This window comes from Bacteroides sp. B1-V-101 (assembly GCF_023656585.1).
In the GTDB taxonomy this organism is placed as follows: Bacteria; Bacteroidota; Bacteroidia; order Bacteroidales; family Bacteroidaceae; genus Bacteroides; species Bacteroides thetaiotaomicron.
Window position 1 is genome coordinate 1 of sequence record NZ_JAMOKH010000010.1, and the last position, 21,146, is coordinate 21,146.

A 21,146-nucleotide genomic window follows, 5' to 3' on the forward strand; every position below is an offset into this window, starting at 1 on the left:
CTCAGTTCCAATGTGGGGGACCTTCCTCTCAGAACCCCTATCCATCGAAGGTTTGGTGAGCCGTTACCTCACCAACTGCCTAATGGAACGCATCCCCATCGATAACCGAAATTCTTTAATAATAAGACCATGCGGTTTCATTATACTATCGGGTATTAATCTTTCTTTCGAAAGGCTATCCCCGAGTTATCGGCAGGTTGGATACGTGTTACTCACCCGTGCGCCGGTCGCCATCTCCAGTTTGCAAGCAAACTGAAATGCTGCCCCTCGACTTGCATGTGTTAAGCCTGTAGCTAGCGTTCATCCTGAGCCAGGATCAAACTCTTCATTGTAAAAGTATTGTTAATCAGCATTGCTGCTGCTTTTTGCTCTGTTCAGGATGCCGTACAATTTATTGATTTCATTAATACCTTACGCCTCACACATATTAATATATATAAGACAAGTATTGACGGTTCTATTTTTTTCTTGTACTACTTGTATTGTTTATCAATATTTCAAAGAACTAACGTGACTTCTGTCGCGCTGCTTTCTTAGCGAAAGCGGATGCAAAGATAAGGACCTTTTCAGATAACTTCCAAACTTTTTTCGAAGTTTTTTTGTTTTTATTTTCTGAAGCCTTAAACTTTAGCAGAATGTCAATTGTTAGGCCGTCCCTCTCTTGGAAAGCGGGTGCAAAAGTACGAGGTTTTGCTATACAATCCAAATATATCTGACTATTTTCTACCACTTTTTTGAAACTTTTCTGTAACCACCTGATTGACAATGATATTGTAGAGTATCTTTTTCTACTGTAATTGTAAAAGCTATTTTCTTTATACATTAATATATATTCACGCGTGAGTAAAGGATTGAATAGATAAAAATCACGACTACAAAATTAATATCGATGAATCAGTGAGCGTGAATAATATACAAACTTGCGGAAAAGCTTGCCATTTACAAACGTATGGAATAAAAAAGATAATAAAAAAAATGGAAGAATCTGTTTAAGTTTTATTATATCGAATTGCCGGAACAGTGTAACAAAACAAAGATTCCGCCACCTTTCTTGCCAAGAAAAGCAACGGAACCTGGTTATCATTTGAATTTCTGAATTTTATGGATGGAGTAAATCTTTCTTTATTTCTTTAAAATAGGGATTCCAACTACTGCTACTATATGCCGAAATCGCAGCCTCTGGCACAAATAGTGTACTTATTGATTTTAGAGAAGAATCAAAAGCAGCCGTACCAAGCGTAGGTGGAGTACTTCCCAAACAGTAAACTTGGCTCATTTTCGTACATAAGTGGAATGCATTTGTTTCAATGGATGTTAATGAAGCCGGGAAAAAAGATCCCACTAACGCAGAACAACCTGAAAAAGCAAACTCACCGATTGTTTCTACTACATTCGGATAATAGAAGGTAGTTATACCACTACATCCGGAATATGTATTCCTGAGTATATTTTTCACCTGTGTACGTTGCATATTAATACTTTCCATGTTCTTACAATCCGTAAATACACCTGCTCCTAAAGTTTGCAGTGCATTGGGGAGTGCTGCTCTATCTATATAAGCATCTTCGTAAGGGAAAAACTCTGACTTAAGTAAAGTGCAATAAGAGAAAGCTCTTACTTGTATCTCAGTGATATTATGATGTAATGTCACATACTGCAAATTCGCACATTCATCAAATAGATTATTCCTGAGTACTGTTACTCCTGTAGGAATAGTAATAGCCTTTAATGAACGGCATCTTAAAAATGCAGCCTCCCCTATCTGAGTGATACCATTATGCCATGTGACGCGCTCCAGATTCTGACATTCCTGAAAAGCATAGTCAGGGATATCTGTTACTGTCGTAGGTATATTGATAGATACGACTCCACAACGAGAAAAGGTTGAGACATATAATTTCTTCAAACCCTCATGCAAAGTGATCGTACTTAAGTTCGTACAGTTTTCAAACACCCAACCTTCATACTGTGACGTAGATACTTCTGTATTTTTGCCCAAATCTGTTACACTACCTGGAATATCTATCAATGTCAGTGAAATACAGTTATTGAAGGCTTGTCTACGAATCTCTTTCAATCCGTCGTGCAATTTCACTTCCACCAAACCGCGGCATTGTTCGAATGCCCATTCACCTATGATTTCCACATTCTCAGTATCAATACTTGTCAATGCTCTGCAATTAGTGAAAGCTGCATAACCGATAGTTTTCATAGATAAAGGCAGTCTGACTGCTTTCAATGAAGTGTTTGGTGTATCACCACCGAAACGTAATGCACGATCCGGCAGTTCAGTCAAGTCGGTCATCGAAATATCCAGCACTTCAAGTGCAGTTAATGATTCTCTGATATATTTAAAATCTTCTACCGTAATAGAGCCCTTTAGGGCCAGTCTTTTCACAGATGTATCCAATCCTTTGATACTTAAATCACCTCCGGTACATGCCACTATCTCACCATCAAAATATTTCACTTCTCTCGAAACTGATATTGTACCATCATTAGCGTCAGTCACTGTCACCGTCAATAGAGCTGTATCCGACAGTTTGACATTTGCCGGAGGGGTAATAGTAATCTTTGCACTTCCCGGAGTATATGTTCCGTCTGTGCCGGTGAAAGTCGGTTCCGTTACTGCTACTTTCCATGTATCTACCGCACCACGACTTTTAATAATCCAGTCTGCTTCATTACCATTCGTAATAGTAGCAACAATGGATTTATAATCTTCCTCTTTCATAGTAGAAGCAAAAGTGACATCTATAGAATTGTCTGAAGGCGATGCATAGAACAAATCGCTGCCACCAATACCCACAGCGAGGCCGTCAACTAGCATCGGAAGCGTGAATTCCTTTCCATTTGCTAATGTGAAGATCACTTTGCCGTCTTCTATTTTCACACCGTCTTTTTTGAAAACAGAATCCCCCTGCTCACCTTGCGGACCTTTCTCCCCGTCTTTCCCAGCGGAACCGGTATCTCCCTTTTCACCGGTGGCAGCCACTTTATTACTATTACTGTCCAGTAACCATTCATCATCTACTTTCCAGTACAGTTTGCCTTCAAACGTATCTACACTGATAACGGGAGAATGACCGGGCTCACCATCCTTACCAGGCTCACCATTGTTTCCAGGTTCACCATCGTTTCCATTTTCTCCATCTTTACCGGTAGTAGGTATTTTATTGTTATCAACATCAGTCAACCATGCAGAATCGGCATCACCGAGCTTTATAGTCCAATAATATATACCGTCGGTATCTTTCTCCGCACCAATAAGAGGGGTGATGCCGTCGACACCGTTTATACCGTCAGCACCGTTCTTACCATCCTTGCCGTGATAGATGGTGATGGGCTTGCTTTTAGTGAAAGTGATAGTGTAACCCACTTCTACTGATCCTTCTACAATAGGAGTAACTCCGGTCACATAGTCATTCTGTTCCAATGCTGAAACCAGTCCCTGCAAGGCGCTGATCTGTGTATTGGTAGTGCTGCACCATGATTCCAGTTTTTCTACTCTCGATTTAAGGTCGTTCACATCGTTGCGCAAAGCAGTGTCGTCATAGTCATCTCCGCAACTGAAAAATGTTGTTGCCAAGAGGAGTGACATACCTAAATGTTTTAATTTTCCCATATTCTCTAGTTATTAATTAATAATGTAAATCGCTATCAGATCCCTAAGAAAAAAGAAGTGTTATAAATGCAATGATTATTTTAAGTTCGAAGTTATACAACCATTTCCCATTCATGCTTGAAATAGGTAAGTATGGTTCCGGGACTAAGATACTCACGACCGGGTGCCCGTGTCCGGCTGCGAAATCGGTAATGGGCGTGTATCACAAGGCAGGTCAGCCGGTAATTAAAATATTTATGGCAACGGTGTTGAAGATAGTCGAACAGACGGCAGATGCGCGTAAAGAAACTGAAGACTTCATTATAAGGAATAGTATGACGTTTATGATTACCTTTTTCGGCTTCTTCCAGTTCGTGAAGGGCATAGATGAGCTGATCAATATCATCTTTGGTATTTTGCATGGTACGGTTAAGACGTTCCTGTCTGATTGCCTGCATGGAAAGCTGCTCCTGTTTGTGCTTAAGACGCTCTTTTATGAATTTATTTTTTTGCTTCATTATACTTAAGTTGTCCGTTTGTATAGGCGAAAATTACTTCGTAAGTAACAGAAACTTGTTTTATGACAGAACAGAGCGCAGTTCTACCATAATCCTGATTATCAACAGATTATTTAAGTCAAGAAAGACAAATAGCAGTGTATTCCGCTTTATTCATTTCAAAGTGGGAAGAAAAAGTTATATGCGTTTTCATAACTCTTGCAACTAGTATGTATCCCTATCCTTGTTTTTTGCCTTGTGTCGAAACTTTTTTAGTGATCTAATGAAAATAACTTTGTAAATAATATATTTTTTATTAAAATTCTTATATCTTTGCAGCATCGATAACTCTCTGTTACTTACGAAGTAACAGCATCTTAAGCTTCATTCCACATTCTCTTTTCCCCTGTGATTATGTAATTATTAACGACTATATTTGCCCGATTAAGTTCCTCCCCTTCAAAACTCTTGAGATACGTCCGTGTGACTTCAAGTGAAGAATGTCCCAGTCCTTCGGAAATCACCTCTTCGGGAACCTGGCAATATTTGGCAAGTGTAGCCCAAGTGTGGCGTGCTGTATAAGTAATATTTAGAAATGCAATAAAAAACAGAATGACGATAATTAAACGTAAAACGTTTATAATTAAGCATTTTGCGAGAATTGCAGAACAGACAGACCTGCAAAAGAAAACAAAATATTGCGACGTTTCAGTTACCAGACTGTTAGCCGCCTGTTTCGGAAACGACGGCAGGTAACCGAATTTTTACCGATAAGAACAAAGCGGATTTGTATTCACTGTTTCTCAATGTTTTGCATGCCAAAGGACGCTTTTCAAAGGAGTATTTTTACAACCTAAAAAAGAGCGTTATGAAAGTGGAAAAATTCAAGGTGCTGCTCTACCTGAAAAAGAGCGAGCCGGACAAGACCGGCAAAGCCCCGATCATGGGACGGATCACCCTCAACCGCACGATGGCGCAGTTCAGCTGCAAGCTCTCCTGCACCCCCGGGCTGTGGAACGCGCGTGAGAGCCGGCTGAACGGCAAGAGCCGGGAAGCGGTGGAGACCAATGAAAAAATAGAAAGACTGCTGCTTGCCGTACACTCGGCCTTCAATTCCCTCATGGAAAGAAAAAGGGATTTTGATGCCGCCGCGGTCAGGGACATGTTCCAGGGCAATGCGGGCATGCAGATGACCCTGCTCAAACTTCTCGACCGGCATAACGGGGAAATGAAGGCCCGTGTCGGTGTGGACCGTGCGCCCACCACACTCTCGACCTACCTCTTCACCTACCGCACGCTTTCCGAATTCATCAAGGCGAAATTCAAGGTTCCGGACCTTGTCTTCGGGCAGCTCAACGAGCAGTTCATCCGCGACTATCAGGATTTCATCCTTCTGGAAAAGGGATATGCCGTGGACACGCTTCGCGGCTACCTGGCCATCTTGAAAAAGATCTGCCGCATCGCCTACAAGGAGGGCCACTCGGAGAAATACCATTTCTGCCACTTCAAGCTGCCCAAGCAGAAGGAGACAACACCGAAAGCACTCAGCCGTGAGAATCTCGAGAAGCTGCGTGATCTGGAGATACCGGAAAAACGCAGGTCACATGTCATCACCCGGGACCTCTTCCTCTTCGCCTGTTACACCGGCACCGCCTATGCCGATGCGGTAAGCATCACCCGGAAGAACCTCTTCCGGGATGACGAGGGCAGCCTCTGGCTGAAATACCAGCGAAAGAAAACCGACTACCTCGGACGTGTCAAGCTGCTTCCGGAAGCCGTCGCGTTGATTGAGAAATACCGGGACGATACCCGCGAAACTCTTTTCCCGCCGCAGGACTACCACACGCTCAGGGCCAATATGAAATCCCTGCGCCTGATGGCAGGGCTGAGCCAGGACCTTGTCTACCACATGGGACGGCATTCTTTCGCCTCGCTGGTCACGCTCGAGGAGGGAGTGCCGATAGAGACCATCTGCAAAATGCTGGGACACTCCAACATAAAGACCACCCAGATATACGCGCGCGTAACCCCGAAGAAGCTGTTCGAGGACATGGACAGGTTCGTCGAGGCAACCCGCGATTTGAAACTTATCCTTTAATCCCTAAACAATCATTATCATGCGCAGTACATTCAAGCTCTTATTCTACATCAACCGTAACAAGGTGAAATCGGACGGCACGACCGCCGTCCTCTGCCGGATCAGCATCGACGGAAAGAAATCGGCAGTCACGACAGGCGTCTATTGCAAACCCGGGGACTGGGACAGCAAGAAGTGTGAAATCAAAACAGCCAGGGAGAACAACCGCCTTGCCGCCTTCCGCAGCCGGTTGGAAGAGGCGTACGGGAACCTGTTGAGGAACCAGGGAGTGGTCACGGCCGAACTGCTCAAGACCACCGTGTCAGGCGCCAATTCCGTACCGGAATACCTCCTGCAGGCCGGAGAGGTGGAACGCGAACGGCTCAGGGTCCGCTCCAAGGAGATCAACTCCACTTCCACCTACCGCCAGTCGAAGACCACCCAGCTCAACCTCAGGCAGTTCATCGAATCCCGCGGGATGAAGGACATCGCCTTTTCGGACATCACCGAGGAGTTCGCCGAATCGTTCAAGGTCTTTCTCAAGAAGGAGCTGGGACACAGGAACGGACACGTGAACCACTGCCTGTGCTGGCTCAACCGGCTCATCTACATCGCCGTGGACCGGGAAATACTAAGAGCCAATCCGATAGAGGACGTGGCATACGAGAGGAAAGAAACACCTAAACTAAGGCATATCAGCCGCAGTGAACTGAAGCGGATGATGGAAACCCCGCTGCCCGACCCGATGATGGAGCTGGCACGCAGGACGTTCATCTTCTCCTCGCTGACCGGTCTGGCCTACGCGGATACGAGGGCTCTCCATCCCCGTCACATCGGAACGACTTCGGAAGGAAGAAGGTATATCCGCATCCGCCGCGCCAAAACGGACGTGGAGGCGTTCATCCCGCTGCATCCCATAGCCGGACAGATACTGGAGCTTTACAACACCACGGATGACGACAGGCCGGTATTCCCGCTGCCGGTCCGCGACGTCCTCTGGTATGAGGTACATGGAATGGGCGTGGCATTAGGCATGAAAGAGAACCTGTCCTACCACATGGCCCGGCATTCGTTCGGGACCCTGACACTGACCGCAGGTATTCCGATAGAGAGCATCGCCAGGATGATGGGCCATACGAACATCGACAGCACGCAGGTCTACGCCCAGGTCACCGACCGGAAGATATCCTCGGACATGAACCGGCTGATGGAAAGAAGAAAGCCCGCGGCCGGCAAGGAAGCCGCAGGCTAAATAAAAACTGCCGCCGGAATCGTAAATGCAATTCCGGCGACAATCCTTAAACTTAAATACGATATTATACCAATGCAGGGTGATAGTTCTCCTCCAGCAGCCTCTCGATGTCCGACTGCCTGTACAGGATCTTCCCGCCAAGCTGGATATAGGGAATCCGTCCTTGGTCCCTGTAATCCTGCAGGCACCTGCGGCTGATCTTCAACATCCCGGAAAGCTCCCTGTCGGTCAGGAACCGTTCCCCGTTGAAGGGAGGACGGTTGTCACGGGCAAGACGTTCCACTTTTTTCTCCATGTCGTCCAGCAGGGCAAAGAACCTGCGGACACGTTCGTTCTCCTTGTCGATAATGCCTTCCATCTCTTCCGCTCTTTAAAGGTTTCCGTTCTTCCTTCTTTCTCTCACCTCCTTCTCCTTGCGTCTGATGCCGACGTAGGCCATCAGCTTCTCCACATCCCCGGGCTTGTAATAGAACTTGCGCTGGAGGCGGGTGAACGCCAGCCGTCCGGTATCGCGGAGAGTCTGCAGGGTACGCGGCGAGATGTCAAGGCGCAGGCAGACATCCTGGCCGTCCAGTCACTCTCCGGGTTCCTTACAGCGGTTTCTCTCATACAATCTGTCCACACGTGCGGACAGGTTCTCGGCGCGCGCCAGCATCCTCTCAAGGACACCGGCCTCGATGTAGCATATTTCCATATTTTCAACTCGTTTAAATATCAGTGCGAATATAAGGGAAGAAACCATGAGAGGCAAGCACGACCGGCACACTGGCAGGAATAGTCATGGATAGTCGGTTTTTGTCATATGGGAAGGAAAAAGAAAGCCGAAGCAGGTCTGGATCCACTACCCCCTTTGGGTATGTGAAAGGAACGTTGTGGTGAAAGAAAAAACTCCTTTTCACACATGGATGAGGCAATGCCGGAAGTCCGGCAATAAAAAATGTGGCTTCTCTATCCGGGTAAATGCCATGATTACAGACTTCTTCCTGTTCCTATACCATCAGGTCGGTTACCTTCAGGTTAACAACTTATCCAACCTGTGATAGATCCGGATGTGAAAAGATTACTTTGGCTGGCTATTACAATATAATAAGTAGAATCATGTCAAATCTACTGTTGCTATTGTTTGTTGATAATGGCTGGCAGTAGAACAAACTTTCGTTAAACCAATACGTTCATTCTTTATTATCAAGTTTTTAGACTACCTTTGTATTTTATTAACTCATTTACCAAACATTATGGGACTACTCAAACCGAATCAAGTTTTGAACAAAGCATATAGACAGGTTGCGATTGAAACAACAGATTTTGACTTATTCAAAAATGCCCTTCGCACATTGAGAGACAATATTGTGGATGGGCAAAGAGAACACACGCAAAAAGAACATTTACGTAATTTTCTGAGTGAAACGTTCTACAAGCCATACTACATGGCTCCCGAAGAAGATATTGATTTGGCTATCCGATTGGATAAAACTATCAAGTCCAATATAGGGTTATTGATTGAAGTAAAGAGTACCACCAGCAAAGGTGAGATGATTTCTAATGACAATCTTAATCGTAAGGCTTTGCAGGAATTATTGCTATACTATCTTAAAGAACGTGTCAATAAGAAGAACAATGATATTAAATATCTCATCGCTACTAATATTCATGAATTCTTTATTTTTGATGCCCATGAGTTTGAACGCAAATTCTATCAGAACAAACAATTACGTCGTGAGTTTCAAGACTTTGTGGATGGACGCAAAACCAGTAACAAAACCGATTTCTTCTATACTGAAATTGCAACAACCTATATTGAGGAGGTGAAAGATAGCCTTGAATACACTTACTTCAACTTACAAGACTATCAACACCTGCTTGATAGAACAGACGGTAGCGCTTCACGCAAACTTATCGAACTTTATAAGATATTCAGCGATACACATCTTTTGAAGCTATCGTTCCAAAATGACAGCAATTCGCTCAACCGTGGATTCTACACTGAGCTGCTACACATTATTGGTATTGAGGAACGCAAAGAGAATAATAAAACCGTGATTGTACGCAAAGCTGTGGAACGGCGTGACGAGGCTTCATTACTAGAGAATACTATTAACCAACTGGATGCAGAAGATTGTTTGCGTCACATAAATGGTAGTTTGTATGGGAATGATTATGAGGAACGGTTATTCAATGTTGCAATGGAATTGTGTATTACTTGGATGAATCGTATCCTTTTCTTGAAACTGTTGGAGGCTCAGATGTTGAAATACCACAATGGAGATGCAATCTATAAATTTCTTTCAATAACTAAGATTCATGACTATGATGATCTCAACACACTCTTTTTCCAAGTGCTTGCACGTGACATGGGCAGCCGCACACACTCCATTATGCGTGATTTTGCTTACGTTCCCTATCTTAACAGTTCTCTTTTCGAGGTGACAGATTTGGAAAGTAAAACAATTAAGATAAACAGCCTTTCACAACGTACGGTACTTCCTGTCTTGGCGAGTAGCGTATTACGAAATAAAAAACGCAATCTACAAGTCAACGCATTACCCACCCTGCAATATTTGTTTGCTTTTCTCGACGCTTATAACTTTGCGAGCGAAGGCAGTGAAGAAGTGCAAGAAGAGGCTAAAACACTCATCAATGCTTCTGTTTTAGGGCTTATATTCGAGAAAATAAATGGTCACAAGGATGGTTCAGTATTCACTCCAGGCTTTATCACTATGTTCATGTGCCGTGAAGCAATCACCAAGACCGTGTTGCAAAAGTTTAATGGTTATTATGGCTGGAATTGTACCACCCGTATAGAACTATACAACCATATTGACAATATAGTCGAAGCTAATGAACTAATTAACAGTTTGCGACTGTGTGATCCAGCTGTTGGTTCGGGTCACTTTCTTGTGTCTGCTCTCAATGAACTGATACTCTTGAAATACGAATTAGGTATTTTGGTAGATGCTACCGGTAAGCGTATCCGCAAAGCGGACTATCAACTTGCCATTGAAAATGACGAGCTGATTGTTACCGATACCGAAGGTAATTTATTTGCTTACAACCCACTCAATGCGGAAAGTCGCCGCATGCAGGAAACTCTTTTCAAGGAGAAGCGTCAAATCATTGAGAACTGTTTATTTGGCGTTGATATTAACCCCAACTCTGTGAAGATTTGCCGCCTACGACTGTGGATTGAATTGTTGAAGAATGCTTACTATACGGCTGAAAGTAATTACACTTATTTAGAAACCTTACCAAATATCGACATTAACATCAAATGTGGAAATTCTTTGCTTCACCGATTCGCTTTGACAGACAGTATTCAGACCGTACTGCGAGAGTCTAGTATCAGCATCAGCCAATATAAGGAGGCTGTAGCTAAATATAAAAATGCCCAAAGTAAAAGCGAAAAGCAGGATTTGGAAACGTTTATAACAGAAATCAAGTCGAAACTGAAAACAGAGATCAACCGCCGGGATGCACGATTGGTTAGATTGAACAAACGCCGCTCTGAGTTGGCAAACTTACAAGCGCCTCAACTGTTTGAACCGACAAAAAAGGAAAAGAAAACGTCGGACAAGCGCATTGCCGATTTAAAGAAAGAAATTGCGACTTTAGAAAATATATTTGAGGAAATACGCTCCAACAAAATTTATCTTGGTGCATTCGAATGGCGTATAGAGTTTCCAGAAGTACTCGATGCCGAAGGCAACTTCTTGGGATTTGACTGTATCATTGGCAATCCACCTTACATTCAGTTACAATCTATGGGTAAGAGTGCCGATGTATTAGAATGCATGGGTTACATAACTTATGCACGCACTGGTGATATTTACTGCCTCTTCTATGAGTTGGGTATGAACCTGCTTACTCCCAATGGTTTTCTTTGCTATATCACGTCTAATAAATGGATGCGTGCAGGGTATGGTGAAGCCTTGCGAGGTTATTTCGCAAGCAAGACCAATCCTATTATGTTGGTAGATTTTGCAGGTATAAAAATATTCGATGCAATAACGGTAGAAGCAAATATTCTTTTATCTCAAAAAGCAGCAAATATTTTTAACACACAAGCTTGTTTGGTACAAGATTCGAATGGCTTGAATAATTTGAGCGATTTCGTGCAGCAACAAGGCGTGAAGTGTAACTTTGCAGATTCTATCCCATGGGTGATATTGTCTCCCATTGAACAGAGCATCAAGCAGAAGATTGAGTCTGTGGGAATACCCTTGAAGGATTGGAACATCCAAATCAACTATGGGATAAAAACTGGTTTCAATGATGCTTTTATCATTTCTACCGAAAAGCGTGATGAGATACTAGCGAATTGTCAGACAGAAGGCGAGCGTGTTCGGACGGCTGAACTTATACGACCGATTCTTCGTGGCAGGGATATCAAGAGATATGAATATGAATGGGCGGACTTGTGGATTATAGCCACATTTCCTTCGCGGCATTATGATATAGAAAGTTATCCTGCGGTGAAAAATTATCTTCTGTCAATTGGCATAGAGCGTTTAGAACAAACAGGAGAAACTCATATTGTTAATGGCAAAAAAATAAAAGCCCGAAAGAAAACTAGTAACGAGTGGTTTGAAACACAAGATAGCATCAGTTATTGGGAGGATTTTTCTAAGCCAAAAATCATATGGGGAGAAATATCTGATAAATCAAAATTTGCTTTCGACTTTTTGGGAGAATATATACCAGAAGCAACTTCTTTTTACATGAAAGGCGAGTGTATTGAATACCTTTTGTCTGCTTTAAATTCGTCCGTGTCTGAATGGTTGTTTTCTAAAGTAGGGACAACTACAGGAGTAGGGACTATTAGATGGAAAAAGTATACCATAGAACAGCTTATTGTTGCTAAGCTATCTACTGAACAACTAAATACTCATCTTGCTGCTTTCAATGATTTGAAAGTAGGCAAGATGAGCATTACGGATTTTGAATGTTTTAGCAATAAGTTGATGTATGATGTTTATAAACTTACCTCAGATGAAATTCAATATATTGAAAACCAGCAAATTGTCTAAATAGACTTTCGGAGTGAAGAAACAAATGAATGTAGAAAATTAGTTTCTTCACTCGTGAATCCATATATCATTGAAACCAAACCCTCTATTTTAGAGTCAATAAATGGTAGATTGATATTTTTATTTATTATACTGTTTGCAAGTTCTGCTAATTCAATGAGTTCTATTTTATTGGCATCATAAAAAGGTATAGGGAAAGTCGCTATATTTTGACCTCCAACTTGAACATCTCCAACGCCAGTTTTATTCATATTAGTCACATAGCTATACCATGTTATAGCTTGTGAATTCAATACTGCCAACAGATAATCCAAATGATCGCCTGTCATAATATAACAGGCATTGTTCATTACATAATTGTTGGCATCATATGCAAAAGCCATTTGGTTTCCGATTATTTTCCATACAATTTTTGGCTTAGAAAAATCCTCCGATTCTTCGTGGCAGAGATATAAAGAGGTATGGATATGACTGGGCAGGGCAATGGCTAATATATATCCCTTGGCATTTCCCATACCAATTTGATGAATCTATAACTGGTGCTTCTGAAAAGGCAGAAAAAGCGTTTAAAGAACAATATCCTGCTGTATATAACCATATGTTGGAATATAAAGAACCACTTTCTAAACGAAACAAAGCAGAGACAGGAATTCGATATGAGTGGTATGCTATGCAACGTTGGGGGGCCAAGTATTGGGTCGTATAAGTTCAGCCGTCCGAACACGCTCGCCTTCTGTCTGGCAATTCGCCAATATCTCATCACGCTTTTCGGTAGATATGATAAACGCATCGTTATACCCGGTAAGGACTCCACGATAAATGTTTATATCCCAATCTTTGAGTGGTGTACCAATAGATTCAATCTTACGCCTGATACTTTGTTCAATGGGAGACAATATCACCCACGGGATAGAATCTGCAAAGTTACACTTCACGCCTTGTTGCTGCACGAAATCGCTCCTTATGCTTCTACCATAAAAGTCTTAATAAATCGAGCGAGCGTATTTCTATCCACTTTACAAATTTTAGCGATTTTGCGTTGTGAAACTTCAGCTTTCAATAGTTCTTGTATGAGAATCCTCTTATCGTGGAGTTTGTACTTCTCTGGAGCACTTTTTTTCCCTTTAGGACGTCCTAATATTACCCCTTCTATTTTCTTTCGTGCTAAGGCTTCTTTTGTTCGTTGGCTAATAAGGTTACGTTCAATCTCTGCTGACAGTCCAAAAGCAAAAGCCAACACTTTACTTTGAATGTCCTCTCCTAACTTATAGTTGTCTTTGATAGTCCAAACCCTACATTCCTTGCTCATGCAAATATTCAGAATTTCCATTATCATAAAGAGATTACGACCCAATCTGGACAATTCAGCGCAGATAATCAAATCATCTTTCTGTACCTTATTGAGCAATTTTCCGAGTTCACGTTTGTTATAGGCTTTTGTTCCACTAATGGTTTCCTCTATCCAACCATCAATTTTTATGTTTTGATTGTCGCAGAAATTCTTGATTTCAAAACGTTGGTTTTCTACTGTCTGCTTATCACTGCTTACTCTAATGTATCCGTATATCATATGTCTAATTATAAATGTTTATAGATATATAATATGGATAGTTTTTCTATAGAAACCTAAGAGAGCGTTGATTTTACATTTAATTCTTTGCCATTTCGTTTTTAATGAACTTTCAATTTCCATTAGTCGTAAAGACCGTGAAAAATGTTTAGCCCCCACACTCTTACATCAGAAACCGGATAGTTCAATGGGCTTTTGAGCCCCCGCATTCGTAATGATGGCTCACGATGTAGTGATGTTGTTTAATTAAAGTTTCAGACTATGACCTACGTTGGAATCGATGTCAGCAAGGCGACCTTTGTTGTCGCTTATTCGTCCGCCAAGACCGGCAGGACAAAAACATTCAAGAACCACGGTTAAGGGTGTCCATGAGTTCATCCAAACCATTTCAGTAGCAGAGCACCATTGAGTATTAGAAGCCACAGGCAATTACAGTGCGTTGCTCGTCTATCTGCTTTCCGAAGCAGGGATAACCGTCAGCCTTGAGAATCCGCTGAAGATAAAGAACTTCGCCCGTGCCATGCTCTCCGTCACCAAGACGGACGAGATAGATGCCCGTCTGATAGCCCTGTACGGGGAGAGGATGCAGCCGGATCCTTATAAGCTCCGCAGTGACTCAATCCTCGTACTGAAGCAGAAACGAACGGTACTACGCCAGCTAAAGAAGCAACTTGTGGCAACACGCAACCTTAAAGGCTCGATGGAGTTCTTTCTTCTTTTGACCCTGAATGCAAGAAAACCATCGAAAAGACGATTGCTTTCCTCGAGAAGCAAATCAAGGCAATGGAAGAGAATATCACTTCCTTGGCGTAAGGCGAGTACAGGAAACAGATGGACTTGCTCACCTCCATCAAAGGCATCGGTGTTACACTGGCAGCCGCGCTTATCGTGGCCACAGGCGGGTTCACCTATTTTGATAATGCCAAGCAACTGACCCGTTATCTGGGCCTGTCACCTATTTACCAACAGTTCGGTACGTCAGTCAATGTCAAAGGTCACATCAACCAGAACGGGGATTCAAACCTCAGAAGCCAGCTCTATGTGGCGGCTTTCTCGTCACTCAGGTGTAATGCCGAGTGCAAGGCTTGTTTCGACCGTTTGCGGTCTAACGGCAAGCCAGGCAAGGTGGCGGTCGTTGCTGTCGCCAACAAACTTATAAGGCAAGCCTTCGCTGTGGTCACGCAAGGAAAACCGTATGTCGATGGGTTCAAGTCCGAGAAACCGTAAATACTCATCTGCGGAGGGAACGCCATGCGGCAACCTTAGATTTGCAGCATCAAAATATTTATCTTTGAATTGATATTGAAAGGAAAGCAAAAGGAAAACCATCAGCGGCAATAGAAGTCAAGTCTAAGTCCCTATTCGGTCCTTTTGCTCCTTCCTTGAACTCAAACCCATATAAGAATTTCAGTAAACCTGTTTAAGATTATTAGGTCAAGTTCAGGTCCTTTCTTTTTTGTTTAATGTTCAAAAACAAAAGTATGAAAGTTTTTTATTTAGGAGTTGATGTGAGTAAGAAAAAATTGGATTTATGTTTAAGGAGTAACGGTAAGGACATCCTTTATGATGTTATTCCTAATGATCTATCCTCTATTAAATCTTGGTTAACAAGAACGTTTGAGAAATTTTTCCTCTCTGAGGACAGTTTGGTTGTCTGTGCGGAACATACAGGGCAATATACCTATCCTTTGGTCTGTGCAACAAAAAGTATAGGAGTCTACTTATGTTTGGAAGATGCAGCTAAAATAAAATATTGTCATGGAATACCTCGTGGCAAAAATGATAAAATAGATGCCTGCCGAATAGCAATGTATGCAGAAAGATATAATGATTGCCTACAACCGTATACCGCATCAGAGCTTATAATACAAAAACTCAAAAACTTATCAACAGAACGCAGTATGCTTGTTGCAGATAGGGCTAAATATCAATCCCAGCTAAAAGATCAGGTAGACTATATGGAACACTCAATATATATTGCTAAATGCAATAGAGTTGAAGGGATTATCAATACATTTACGGATTACATAGCACAAATAGACCTTGAAATAAAAGAACTTATAAATCAAGCACCTGTCATTGCTCATCAAATGGATTTACTCATGTCTGTGGATGGAGTTGGGGAACGTGTTGCACTGAAGATGATCATGGAAACAGATGCTTTCACTTCTTTTACTGATCCCAGGAAGTTTTGCTGTCATGCAGGAGTTGTTCCGTTCGTCTATGTGTCAGGAAGTAGCCAACGTTCTAAAAATAGAGTATCTAATAGGGCTGACAAAAGCATCAAGCATTTGCTACATATGGCGGCACTATCTGTTTCACAAGTGAAAAATAGTCCATTGAAGAAATATTATGACAGAAAGGTCGAAGAGGGAAAAAATAAGATGTCGGTTCTGAATGCAGTTAGAGCGAAATTAGTTACGATTATGTTCGCTGTAATTAGGACGGATGCTTTTTTTTCGAGAAATTATCAAAATTCGCTTGCGTAATCCATAAGAATAGGGGCTGAGCAGTCAGCCCCGACGAGCTTTCCATGCACGACAACTGCATAAATATACTAATTATCGTTAACCATATTCAGTTTTCTTATTATAGTCCATTTTTCTTTCCATTTTAAATAGCTTCCTGTCAGAAACTCAAATTATTGAAATACAGTTCAAAATACTTTCCAAAGGCACTTCCGGCTGGGTGTCGTGGTTTCCGACTCCCCCTCCGGAGCTGTTTGAAGAAGGAGTTCAATATATTTTTTACCGTTTCTCCGTTATCGCCTTTTTACTTTCCGACCGGTGATGAAAAGTCCTTGTGGGCGCCACCTCTTTCCGGTCCCCGGAAATGCGGTTCAAATATGAACCTTTAGCAGCAACGTATATCCGGCATCTTCTTCCCGTCGATATGATACGGATTTGGGGGTTCCTTTCAATGCTGTCCATAACCATAACTTCTGATTTATACATTAATTCCATGTGATAACCGGGTGTTTGGTCAGGCGGACGTTCCCGGTGGCGGATTGTCGTCCTACGCCGCAAAGAAAAAAAGAGTAAATGTATGAGGGAATACCTTGTCAGTTATAGTCATATATAGACATAAATAGTCAATGCCGGCAAAAGATATGACAAATGGCAGTCCGGCGAGAGCCCGGGATTCTTCCCGATATTGCCGGGATTGTGTGTAAAAGTACGACAATCCGTTGATAGCAGTATGAAAAGAGAAAAAAATGATTGAGGAAGGAGGTCGTGAAACCAGCCTCCGGAAAACAGGATACGGCGGAGATCAGATACCGTGAAAAAAGAAAAAAATCCCCACCGGAGATGAATGAACCGGCAGGGAACGTAACAATAAAGGAACGGGCCTCTCAGCCCTTGATGTAACCGTACTTTTTCAGGTCGTCCATGAAATGCTCCGGCGTGTCGGTCCTCACCGTCACCCCGTGCAGTTCCCTGTACCGCCCGGAGAAATTCACCATGTACTCCTCGTCGGTGCACTCGCTGTCAAACCAGCTGCCCTCACGCAGGAGGCGTACAAACTCGGAAGGGCCGGAAGCGGCAATCCTGCCGCCGTCCGCCAAAATATACATATGCTTGTTCATGCCGATAATTTTTTAGTCCTCAATTTATAATATAGTTTCTGCTCACTGTCCAGGAAGGGGATGTCACTGAGCGTGGTGGCCGCAGGCACATGTTCCCTTGTGGCAAAGGTAACCAATTTGTGGAGAAACAGCACCCAGTTACGCATTTTTGTGAAGTTGGTCGTTCCCGAATGCTGGCGGAACTCGACCGTCTTGTGCCGTGAGTAGGCCTCGAGGTTCACCTTATGGTAACGGTCGCCGATCCTTCCTTTCAACTCGTCCACAGTCCGGGCGGAACGTATCATCTCATCAGAGACGTGCCCCAGTCCGCGGCAATAGCGGTTGTCCCTACGGGAGGCCGGCATGAACCGGTCGATGACCGGTTCCAGATGCTTGTAGCTCAAAGCCAGGTTACGCCAGGTCTCCATGTTGAAACCGGTGGCATCGATATACACGTGAAGACCGCAGCTCTCGTTCACTTTCACGTCACACAAGTCAAGCACCCAGCAGACCTTCTCCAGTTCCCGCAGTCCGGTTTCACCGACCAGGATCGGACTGAGCAGCTCGAAGGTGTCGTTGCCGCTCAGGCTGCTGTCCGTCACGAGCTTCCAATGCGGACGGGTGGTATGGTTATAACCTTCCACCGTAACCTCGATGCCGGCTTCCTTGAGCTCGCGTGCAAGCCGTTCACGGGAACAGTTGTAGGCCTCGATCTCGATACCGAACTTGCGGTTGAAAGCATAGTCCAACGCAGCTGTCGACGGATGGATATTCGGACCGTCCCCACACTCATTCATCCGGTGCAGGGCATTCACCACAAAACCGTAATTGCCGTTGGTTACCATTCTTGCGATTTCCGCGCGGGGAACACCTAAAAGATACAGCTGCCGGATCTTGCTTGTCTTTGTTGTCTCTTGTGCTAAAATGCTTCTAATTTGCTCGTTCATAACTTGTTACCTCCTTTATTATTACACTACTAAGGTAATGCTTTCATAGGAGAAATCGTAATTATAAGAGCTTTATTATCATGCTATTAGCTTACTTTATCTTAGGCTAAAAGTCCTTATTTAAGGTGTCTATACCCTGACATCCGCTACCGGTCGGTATCGGGTTCCTCCAGGCCGATGGTACGGCATATCTCCTCCACCAGTTCAGGAAGGCCGGAGCCTTTCTCCTGATGGGGATCGGGTGGAAACAGCGTGGAACGGAAGACACCCTTGCAGACAGGGTCCGCCTCCCTGTTGTAGCGGAGGGTGTTCGGAATGTGTGAGGACAGCAGCCGCAGCCCCATCTTGTCGATGACCCGGTTCCAGGCGTCATACAGGTCCTTCCGCCCCCTCCTGTCCACCATGTTCCAGAACAGCCAGGTCCCTTTCAGGTTGCAGTTCTTCCTGGCGACCAGCTCCTCTTCCAGAGCCTTAGTAAACTGCAGGGAACTCTGCATGACGATGTTGTCCGCCTTGAGCGGGACGAAAATGTAGTCCATCGCGGCAACAGTATAGACCACCCCCTCGCTGCGGAGCGTTCCGGGAAGGTCGAAAAGCACGATATCGAAAGTTTCCCCCTTTTCGTCCATATAACGATGCAGGTCCTCCACCGCCTTTTCCGGATCGCTTTTGATGACCGGATAGGCAGGCTTCCGGATTCTCTCGTGCTGCCGGTAAAGGCTCACCTTCAGGTCGTCATTTTTCATGACACTCTCCATGTCCCTCTCACGCATCAGGGCGATGCTGTGCTGCGGGTAGTCACAGTCCACAACCGCCACACGCAGGCCTTTGCGGTAATGCAGCACACTGGCCAGCAGTACCGTAAAGACGGATTTTCCCACGCCACCCTTCTGGCTGGCGACGGCAACCAACAACTCTTTTTCTTTTTTCATCATACTTCTTGCATTAAATGTTAAACACTATTATGACCGGTCGGGCAGGGACTCTTCCAGAATCATCTCCACCGTTTCCCTGTATTCTTCCAGATGCCGCGATACAAGGTGGTTGATGAACCCCTCCAGCGTGACCGTTCCATTTCTCGAGGCTCCCGCCAGGATGGACAGTTTCCGGTGCAGGGCGGCAGGAATATGCAGTGACCGGCGCTGCACGCCCGCAATGCCATGCAGGTATTCCTCCCCATAGACGGACGGCTGCATGGGGCCGCTTTTCCTTGCGGGACGCATTATGTCGTTACCGGACGTTCCACGTCCCTTCCGGGGACAGGCAGGTGCTTCCCCCATGATCTCACGGATGCGGTCCGCGTCCATCCCGCCGGGACCCATCCGGTCTTTTACGTTCTTTCCTGTCATGATATATCTTCTTGGACAATGACAACATTTTATCGGCGGGCCGGTTCTCCCGGCTGCCCGTCCTCATCCCAGGGACGGTAGACCTCACCGAGCAGGGCGGCGATATCCTCCCTATGTTCCTCCATATGGAGCTCCAGCAGCCGGATGATAAACCCGGAGATGCTGCCGCAACCGGCGGCCCTGACCAGCATGGCGATCCGGCGGTGCAGCCTCCCGTCAATATACGCGGTCTTCCACTCCACAGACTTGGGAGCGGGAACCAGAAACCTCCTCTTGTATTCTTCCGGGGCTGTCACTTTCCCTGCACGGACCTGCCTTTCATGACCCGGCATATCCACCGCCGGTTCCGGGGATGGGGAAACGGGAGCTGACAGAAGGTTTCCCGTGAGTCCGACCCTCTCGAGAACGATATCGGAAAGCCGGTTCTTTTCCTTTTCTGAATCCATTGTCTTAAAATCTTAAATTATTAAATTACACAACTGGCATTGTTTCGGAATACAAAATAAAAAAAGAAGAGGACAGGACGGAACCACCTGTCACTTATAGTCATCCAAAGTCGGGGATTGTCATGATACACATGACGGGGGGACGAACATATGGTTCCATCCGGATGGTTCTTCCCATGCAGGAGTGACGTCAGAATCCTGCTGTCCGTAGCGGCGTGGAAAAGCGGCGGGATTCCGTTCCTTGTCCACCGCCCCTTTCAAATCCTTATGGGCAGGTGTGGGAGCATGCATCCGTCCTGATACGGATTCTTGAATTATCGGTCTGTGGAAGTGTAAAAATATCAATCCGTTAATGGAGACAAGGAAGAAAAAACATAAGGCGTACACGGCTACATGCACGTTCTCCATTTGCAGAAGTGTAGAAGTGACAATCCATTAATGGAGACAATGAAGGAAAACCATAAGGCATACACGGTTACATGCCCATTCTCCATTTGCAGAAGTGTAGAAGTAACAATCCGTCAAAGGAGACAGTGAAGGAAAGCCATAAAGCATATACGGTTCACTGCCCATTCTCCATTTGTAGAAGTGTAAAAGTAACAATCCGTCAAAGGAGACAGTGAAGGAAAGCCATAAGGCATATACGATTCACTGCCCATTCTCCATTTGCAGAAGTGTAGAAGTGACAATCCATTAATGGAGACAATGAAGGAAAACCATAAGGCATACACGGTTACATGCCCATTCTCCATTTGCAGAAGTGTAGAAGTAACAATCCGTCAAAGGAGACAGTGAAGGAAGGCCATAAAGCATAT

At 44.2% G+C, this 21,146-nt stretch carries 17 protein-coding genes, 1 rRNA gene and 2 pseudogenes; 6 read left to right on the forward strand and 14 right to left on the reverse strand.

Annotated elements, in window-relative coordinates; genetic code table 11:
• The 3 genes from NBH01_RS09475 to NBH01_RS09485 all read right to left on the reverse strand — a co-directional run.
• Window positions 1-332: ribosomal RNA gene (locus NBH01_RS09475) — 16S ribosomal RNA — on the reverse strand; the annotation flags it as partial.
• Window positions 333-1,099: 767 nt separating this feature from the next.
• A complete protein-coding gene (locus NBH01_RS09480; RefSeq protein WP_008766626.1) occupies window positions 1,100-3,625 on the reverse strand; it encodes a leucine-rich repeat protein in 2,526 nt (841 codons plus the stop codon).
• Between the two features lie 92 nt (window positions 3,626-3,717).
• Window positions 3,718-4,122, reverse strand: coding sequence for a hypothetical protein (locus tag NBH01_RS09485; RefSeq protein WP_008762464.1), 405 nt, complete (start codon window positions 4,120-4,122; stop codon window positions 3,718-3,720).
• A gap of 847 nt (window positions 4,123-4,969) precedes the next feature.
• Between NBH01_RS09485 and NBH01_RS09495 the strand changes: the two genes are divergently transcribed.
• The gene (locus NBH01_RS09495) at window positions 4,970-6,199 is read left to right on the forward strand and encodes a site-specific integrase (protein ID WP_011203099.1); all 1,230 of its coding nucleotides are present in this window, start codon (window positions 4,970-4,972) and stop codon (window positions 6,197-6,199) included.
• Between the two features lie 19 nt (window positions 6,200-6,218).
• Window positions 6,219-7,430: a site-specific integrase gene (locus NBH01_RS09500; RefSeq protein WP_004311260.1), complete on the forward strand. Its 1,212-nt coding sequence runs from the start codon at window positions 6,219-6,221 to the stop codon at window positions 7,428-7,430.
• 64 nt (window positions 7,431-7,494) lie between these two features.
• Here NBH01_RS09500 and NBH01_RS09505 read toward each other — a convergent pair whose 3' ends face one another.
• Both NBH01_RS09505 and NBH01_RS09510 read right to left on the reverse strand, forming a co-directional pair.
• Window positions 7,495-7,788, reverse strand: coding sequence for a helix-turn-helix domain-containing protein (locus tag NBH01_RS09505; RefSeq protein ID WP_004311261.1), 294 nt, complete (start codon window positions 7,786-7,788; stop codon window positions 7,495-7,497).
• 12 nt (window positions 7,789-7,800) lie between these two features.
• Complete coding sequence (locus tag NBH01_RS09510; RefSeq protein WP_083810220.1) at window positions 7,801-8,004, reverse strand: helix-turn-helix domain-containing protein; 204 nt, start codon at window positions 8,002-8,004, stop codon at window positions 7,801-7,803.
• A 298-nt stretch (window positions 8,005-8,302) separates the two neighbouring features.
• On the opposite strand from NBH01_RS09510, the gene NBH01_RS09515 reads away from it, so the two are divergent.
• A complete protein-coding gene (locus tag NBH01_RS09515) occupies window positions 8,303-8,470 on the forward strand; it encodes a hypothetical protein (RefSeq protein WP_004311262.1) in 168 nt (55 codons plus the stop codon).
• Window positions 8,471-8,665: 195 nt separating this feature from the next.
• A complete protein-coding gene (locus tag NBH01_RS09520; protein WP_250700080.1) occupies window positions 8,666-12,454 on the forward strand; it encodes a type IIG restriction enzyme/methyltransferase in 3,789 nt (1,262 codons plus the stop codon).
• Here NBH01_RS09520 and NBH01_RS09525 read toward each other — a convergent pair.
• The 3 genes and pseudogenes from NBH01_RS09525 to NBH01_RS09535 form a co-directional block, all read right to left on the reverse strand.
• Window positions 12,451-12,969 carry a TaqI-like C-terminal specificity domain-containing protein gene (locus NBH01_RS09525; RefSeq protein ID WP_225658679.1) on the reverse strand — a complete coding sequence of 173 codons (519 nt, stop codon included), beginning with the start codon at window positions 12,967-12,969 and terminating at the stop codon, window positions 12,451-12,453. The genes NBH01_RS09520 and NBH01_RS09525 overlap by 4 nt on opposite strands.
• 180 nt (window positions 12,970-13,149) lie before the next feature.
• Window positions 13,150-13,413: pseudogene (locus NBH01_RS09530) on the reverse strand (TaqI-like C-terminal specificity domain-containing protein); the annotation flags it as partial.
• A gap of 2 nt (window positions 13,414-13,415) precedes the next feature.
• On the reverse strand, window positions 13,416-14,024 hold the full coding sequence (locus tag NBH01_RS09535; protein WP_005680425.1) for a master DNA invertase Mpi family serine-type recombinase: 609 nt from the start codon (window positions 14,022-14,024) through the stop codon (window positions 13,416-13,418).
• 261 nt (window positions 14,025-14,285) lie between these two features.
• Here NBH01_RS09535 and NBH01_RS09540 point away from each other — a divergent pair.
• Window positions 14,286-15,251, forward strand: a pseudogene (locus NBH01_RS09540) (IS110 family RNA-guided transposase).
• 254 nt (window positions 15,252-15,505) lie between these two features.
• On the forward strand, window positions 15,506-16,513 hold the full coding sequence (locus tag NBH01_RS09545; RefSeq protein ID WP_004307071.1) for an IS110 family RNA-guided transposase: 1,008 nt from the start codon (window positions 15,506-15,508) through the stop codon (window positions 16,511-16,513).
• An 863-nt stretch (window positions 16,514-17,376) separates the two neighbouring features.
• Here the strand turns inward: NBH01_RS09545 and NBH01_RS09550 are convergent.
• The 6 genes from NBH01_RS09550 to NBH01_RS09575 form a co-directional block, all read right to left on the reverse strand.
• A complete protein-coding gene (locus NBH01_RS09550) occupies window positions 17,377-17,610 on the reverse strand; it encodes a hypothetical protein (protein ID WP_015547183.1) in 234 nt (77 codons plus the stop codon).
• Window positions 17,607-18,536, reverse strand: a complete 930-nt coding sequence (locus NBH01_RS09555; RefSeq protein WP_225550399.1) for an amidoligase family protein — start codon at window positions 18,534-18,536, stop codon at window positions 17,607-17,609. Before NBH01_RS09555 ends, NBH01_RS09550 begins: the two co-directional genes overlap by 4 nt.
• 146 nt (window positions 18,537-18,682) lie before the next feature.
• Window positions 18,683-19,471, reverse strand: coding sequence for a ParA family protein (locus tag NBH01_RS09560; RefSeq protein WP_004329591.1), 789 nt, complete (start codon window positions 19,469-19,471; stop codon window positions 18,683-18,685).
• A 27-nt stretch (window positions 19,472-19,498) separates the two neighbouring features.
• Window positions 19,499-19,885 carry a DUF3408 domain-containing protein gene (locus NBH01_RS09565; protein WP_004329592.1) on the reverse strand — a complete coding sequence of 129 codons (387 nt, stop codon included), beginning with the start codon at window positions 19,883-19,885 and terminating at the stop codon, window positions 19,499-19,501.
• 29 nt (window positions 19,886-19,914) lie between these two features.
• Window positions 19,915-20,331, reverse strand: coding sequence for a DUF3408 domain-containing protein (locus NBH01_RS09570; RefSeq protein WP_004329593.1), 417 nt, complete (start codon window positions 20,329-20,331; stop codon window positions 19,915-19,917).
• Between the two features lie 120 nt (window positions 20,332-20,451).
• Window positions 20,452-20,739 carry a hypothetical protein gene (locus NBH01_RS09575; protein ID WP_178285291.1) on the reverse strand — a complete coding sequence of 96 codons (288 nt, stop codon included), beginning with the start codon at window positions 20,737-20,739 and terminating at the stop codon, window positions 20,452-20,454.
• Between the last annotated feature and the right edge of the window lie 407 nt (window positions 20,740-21,146).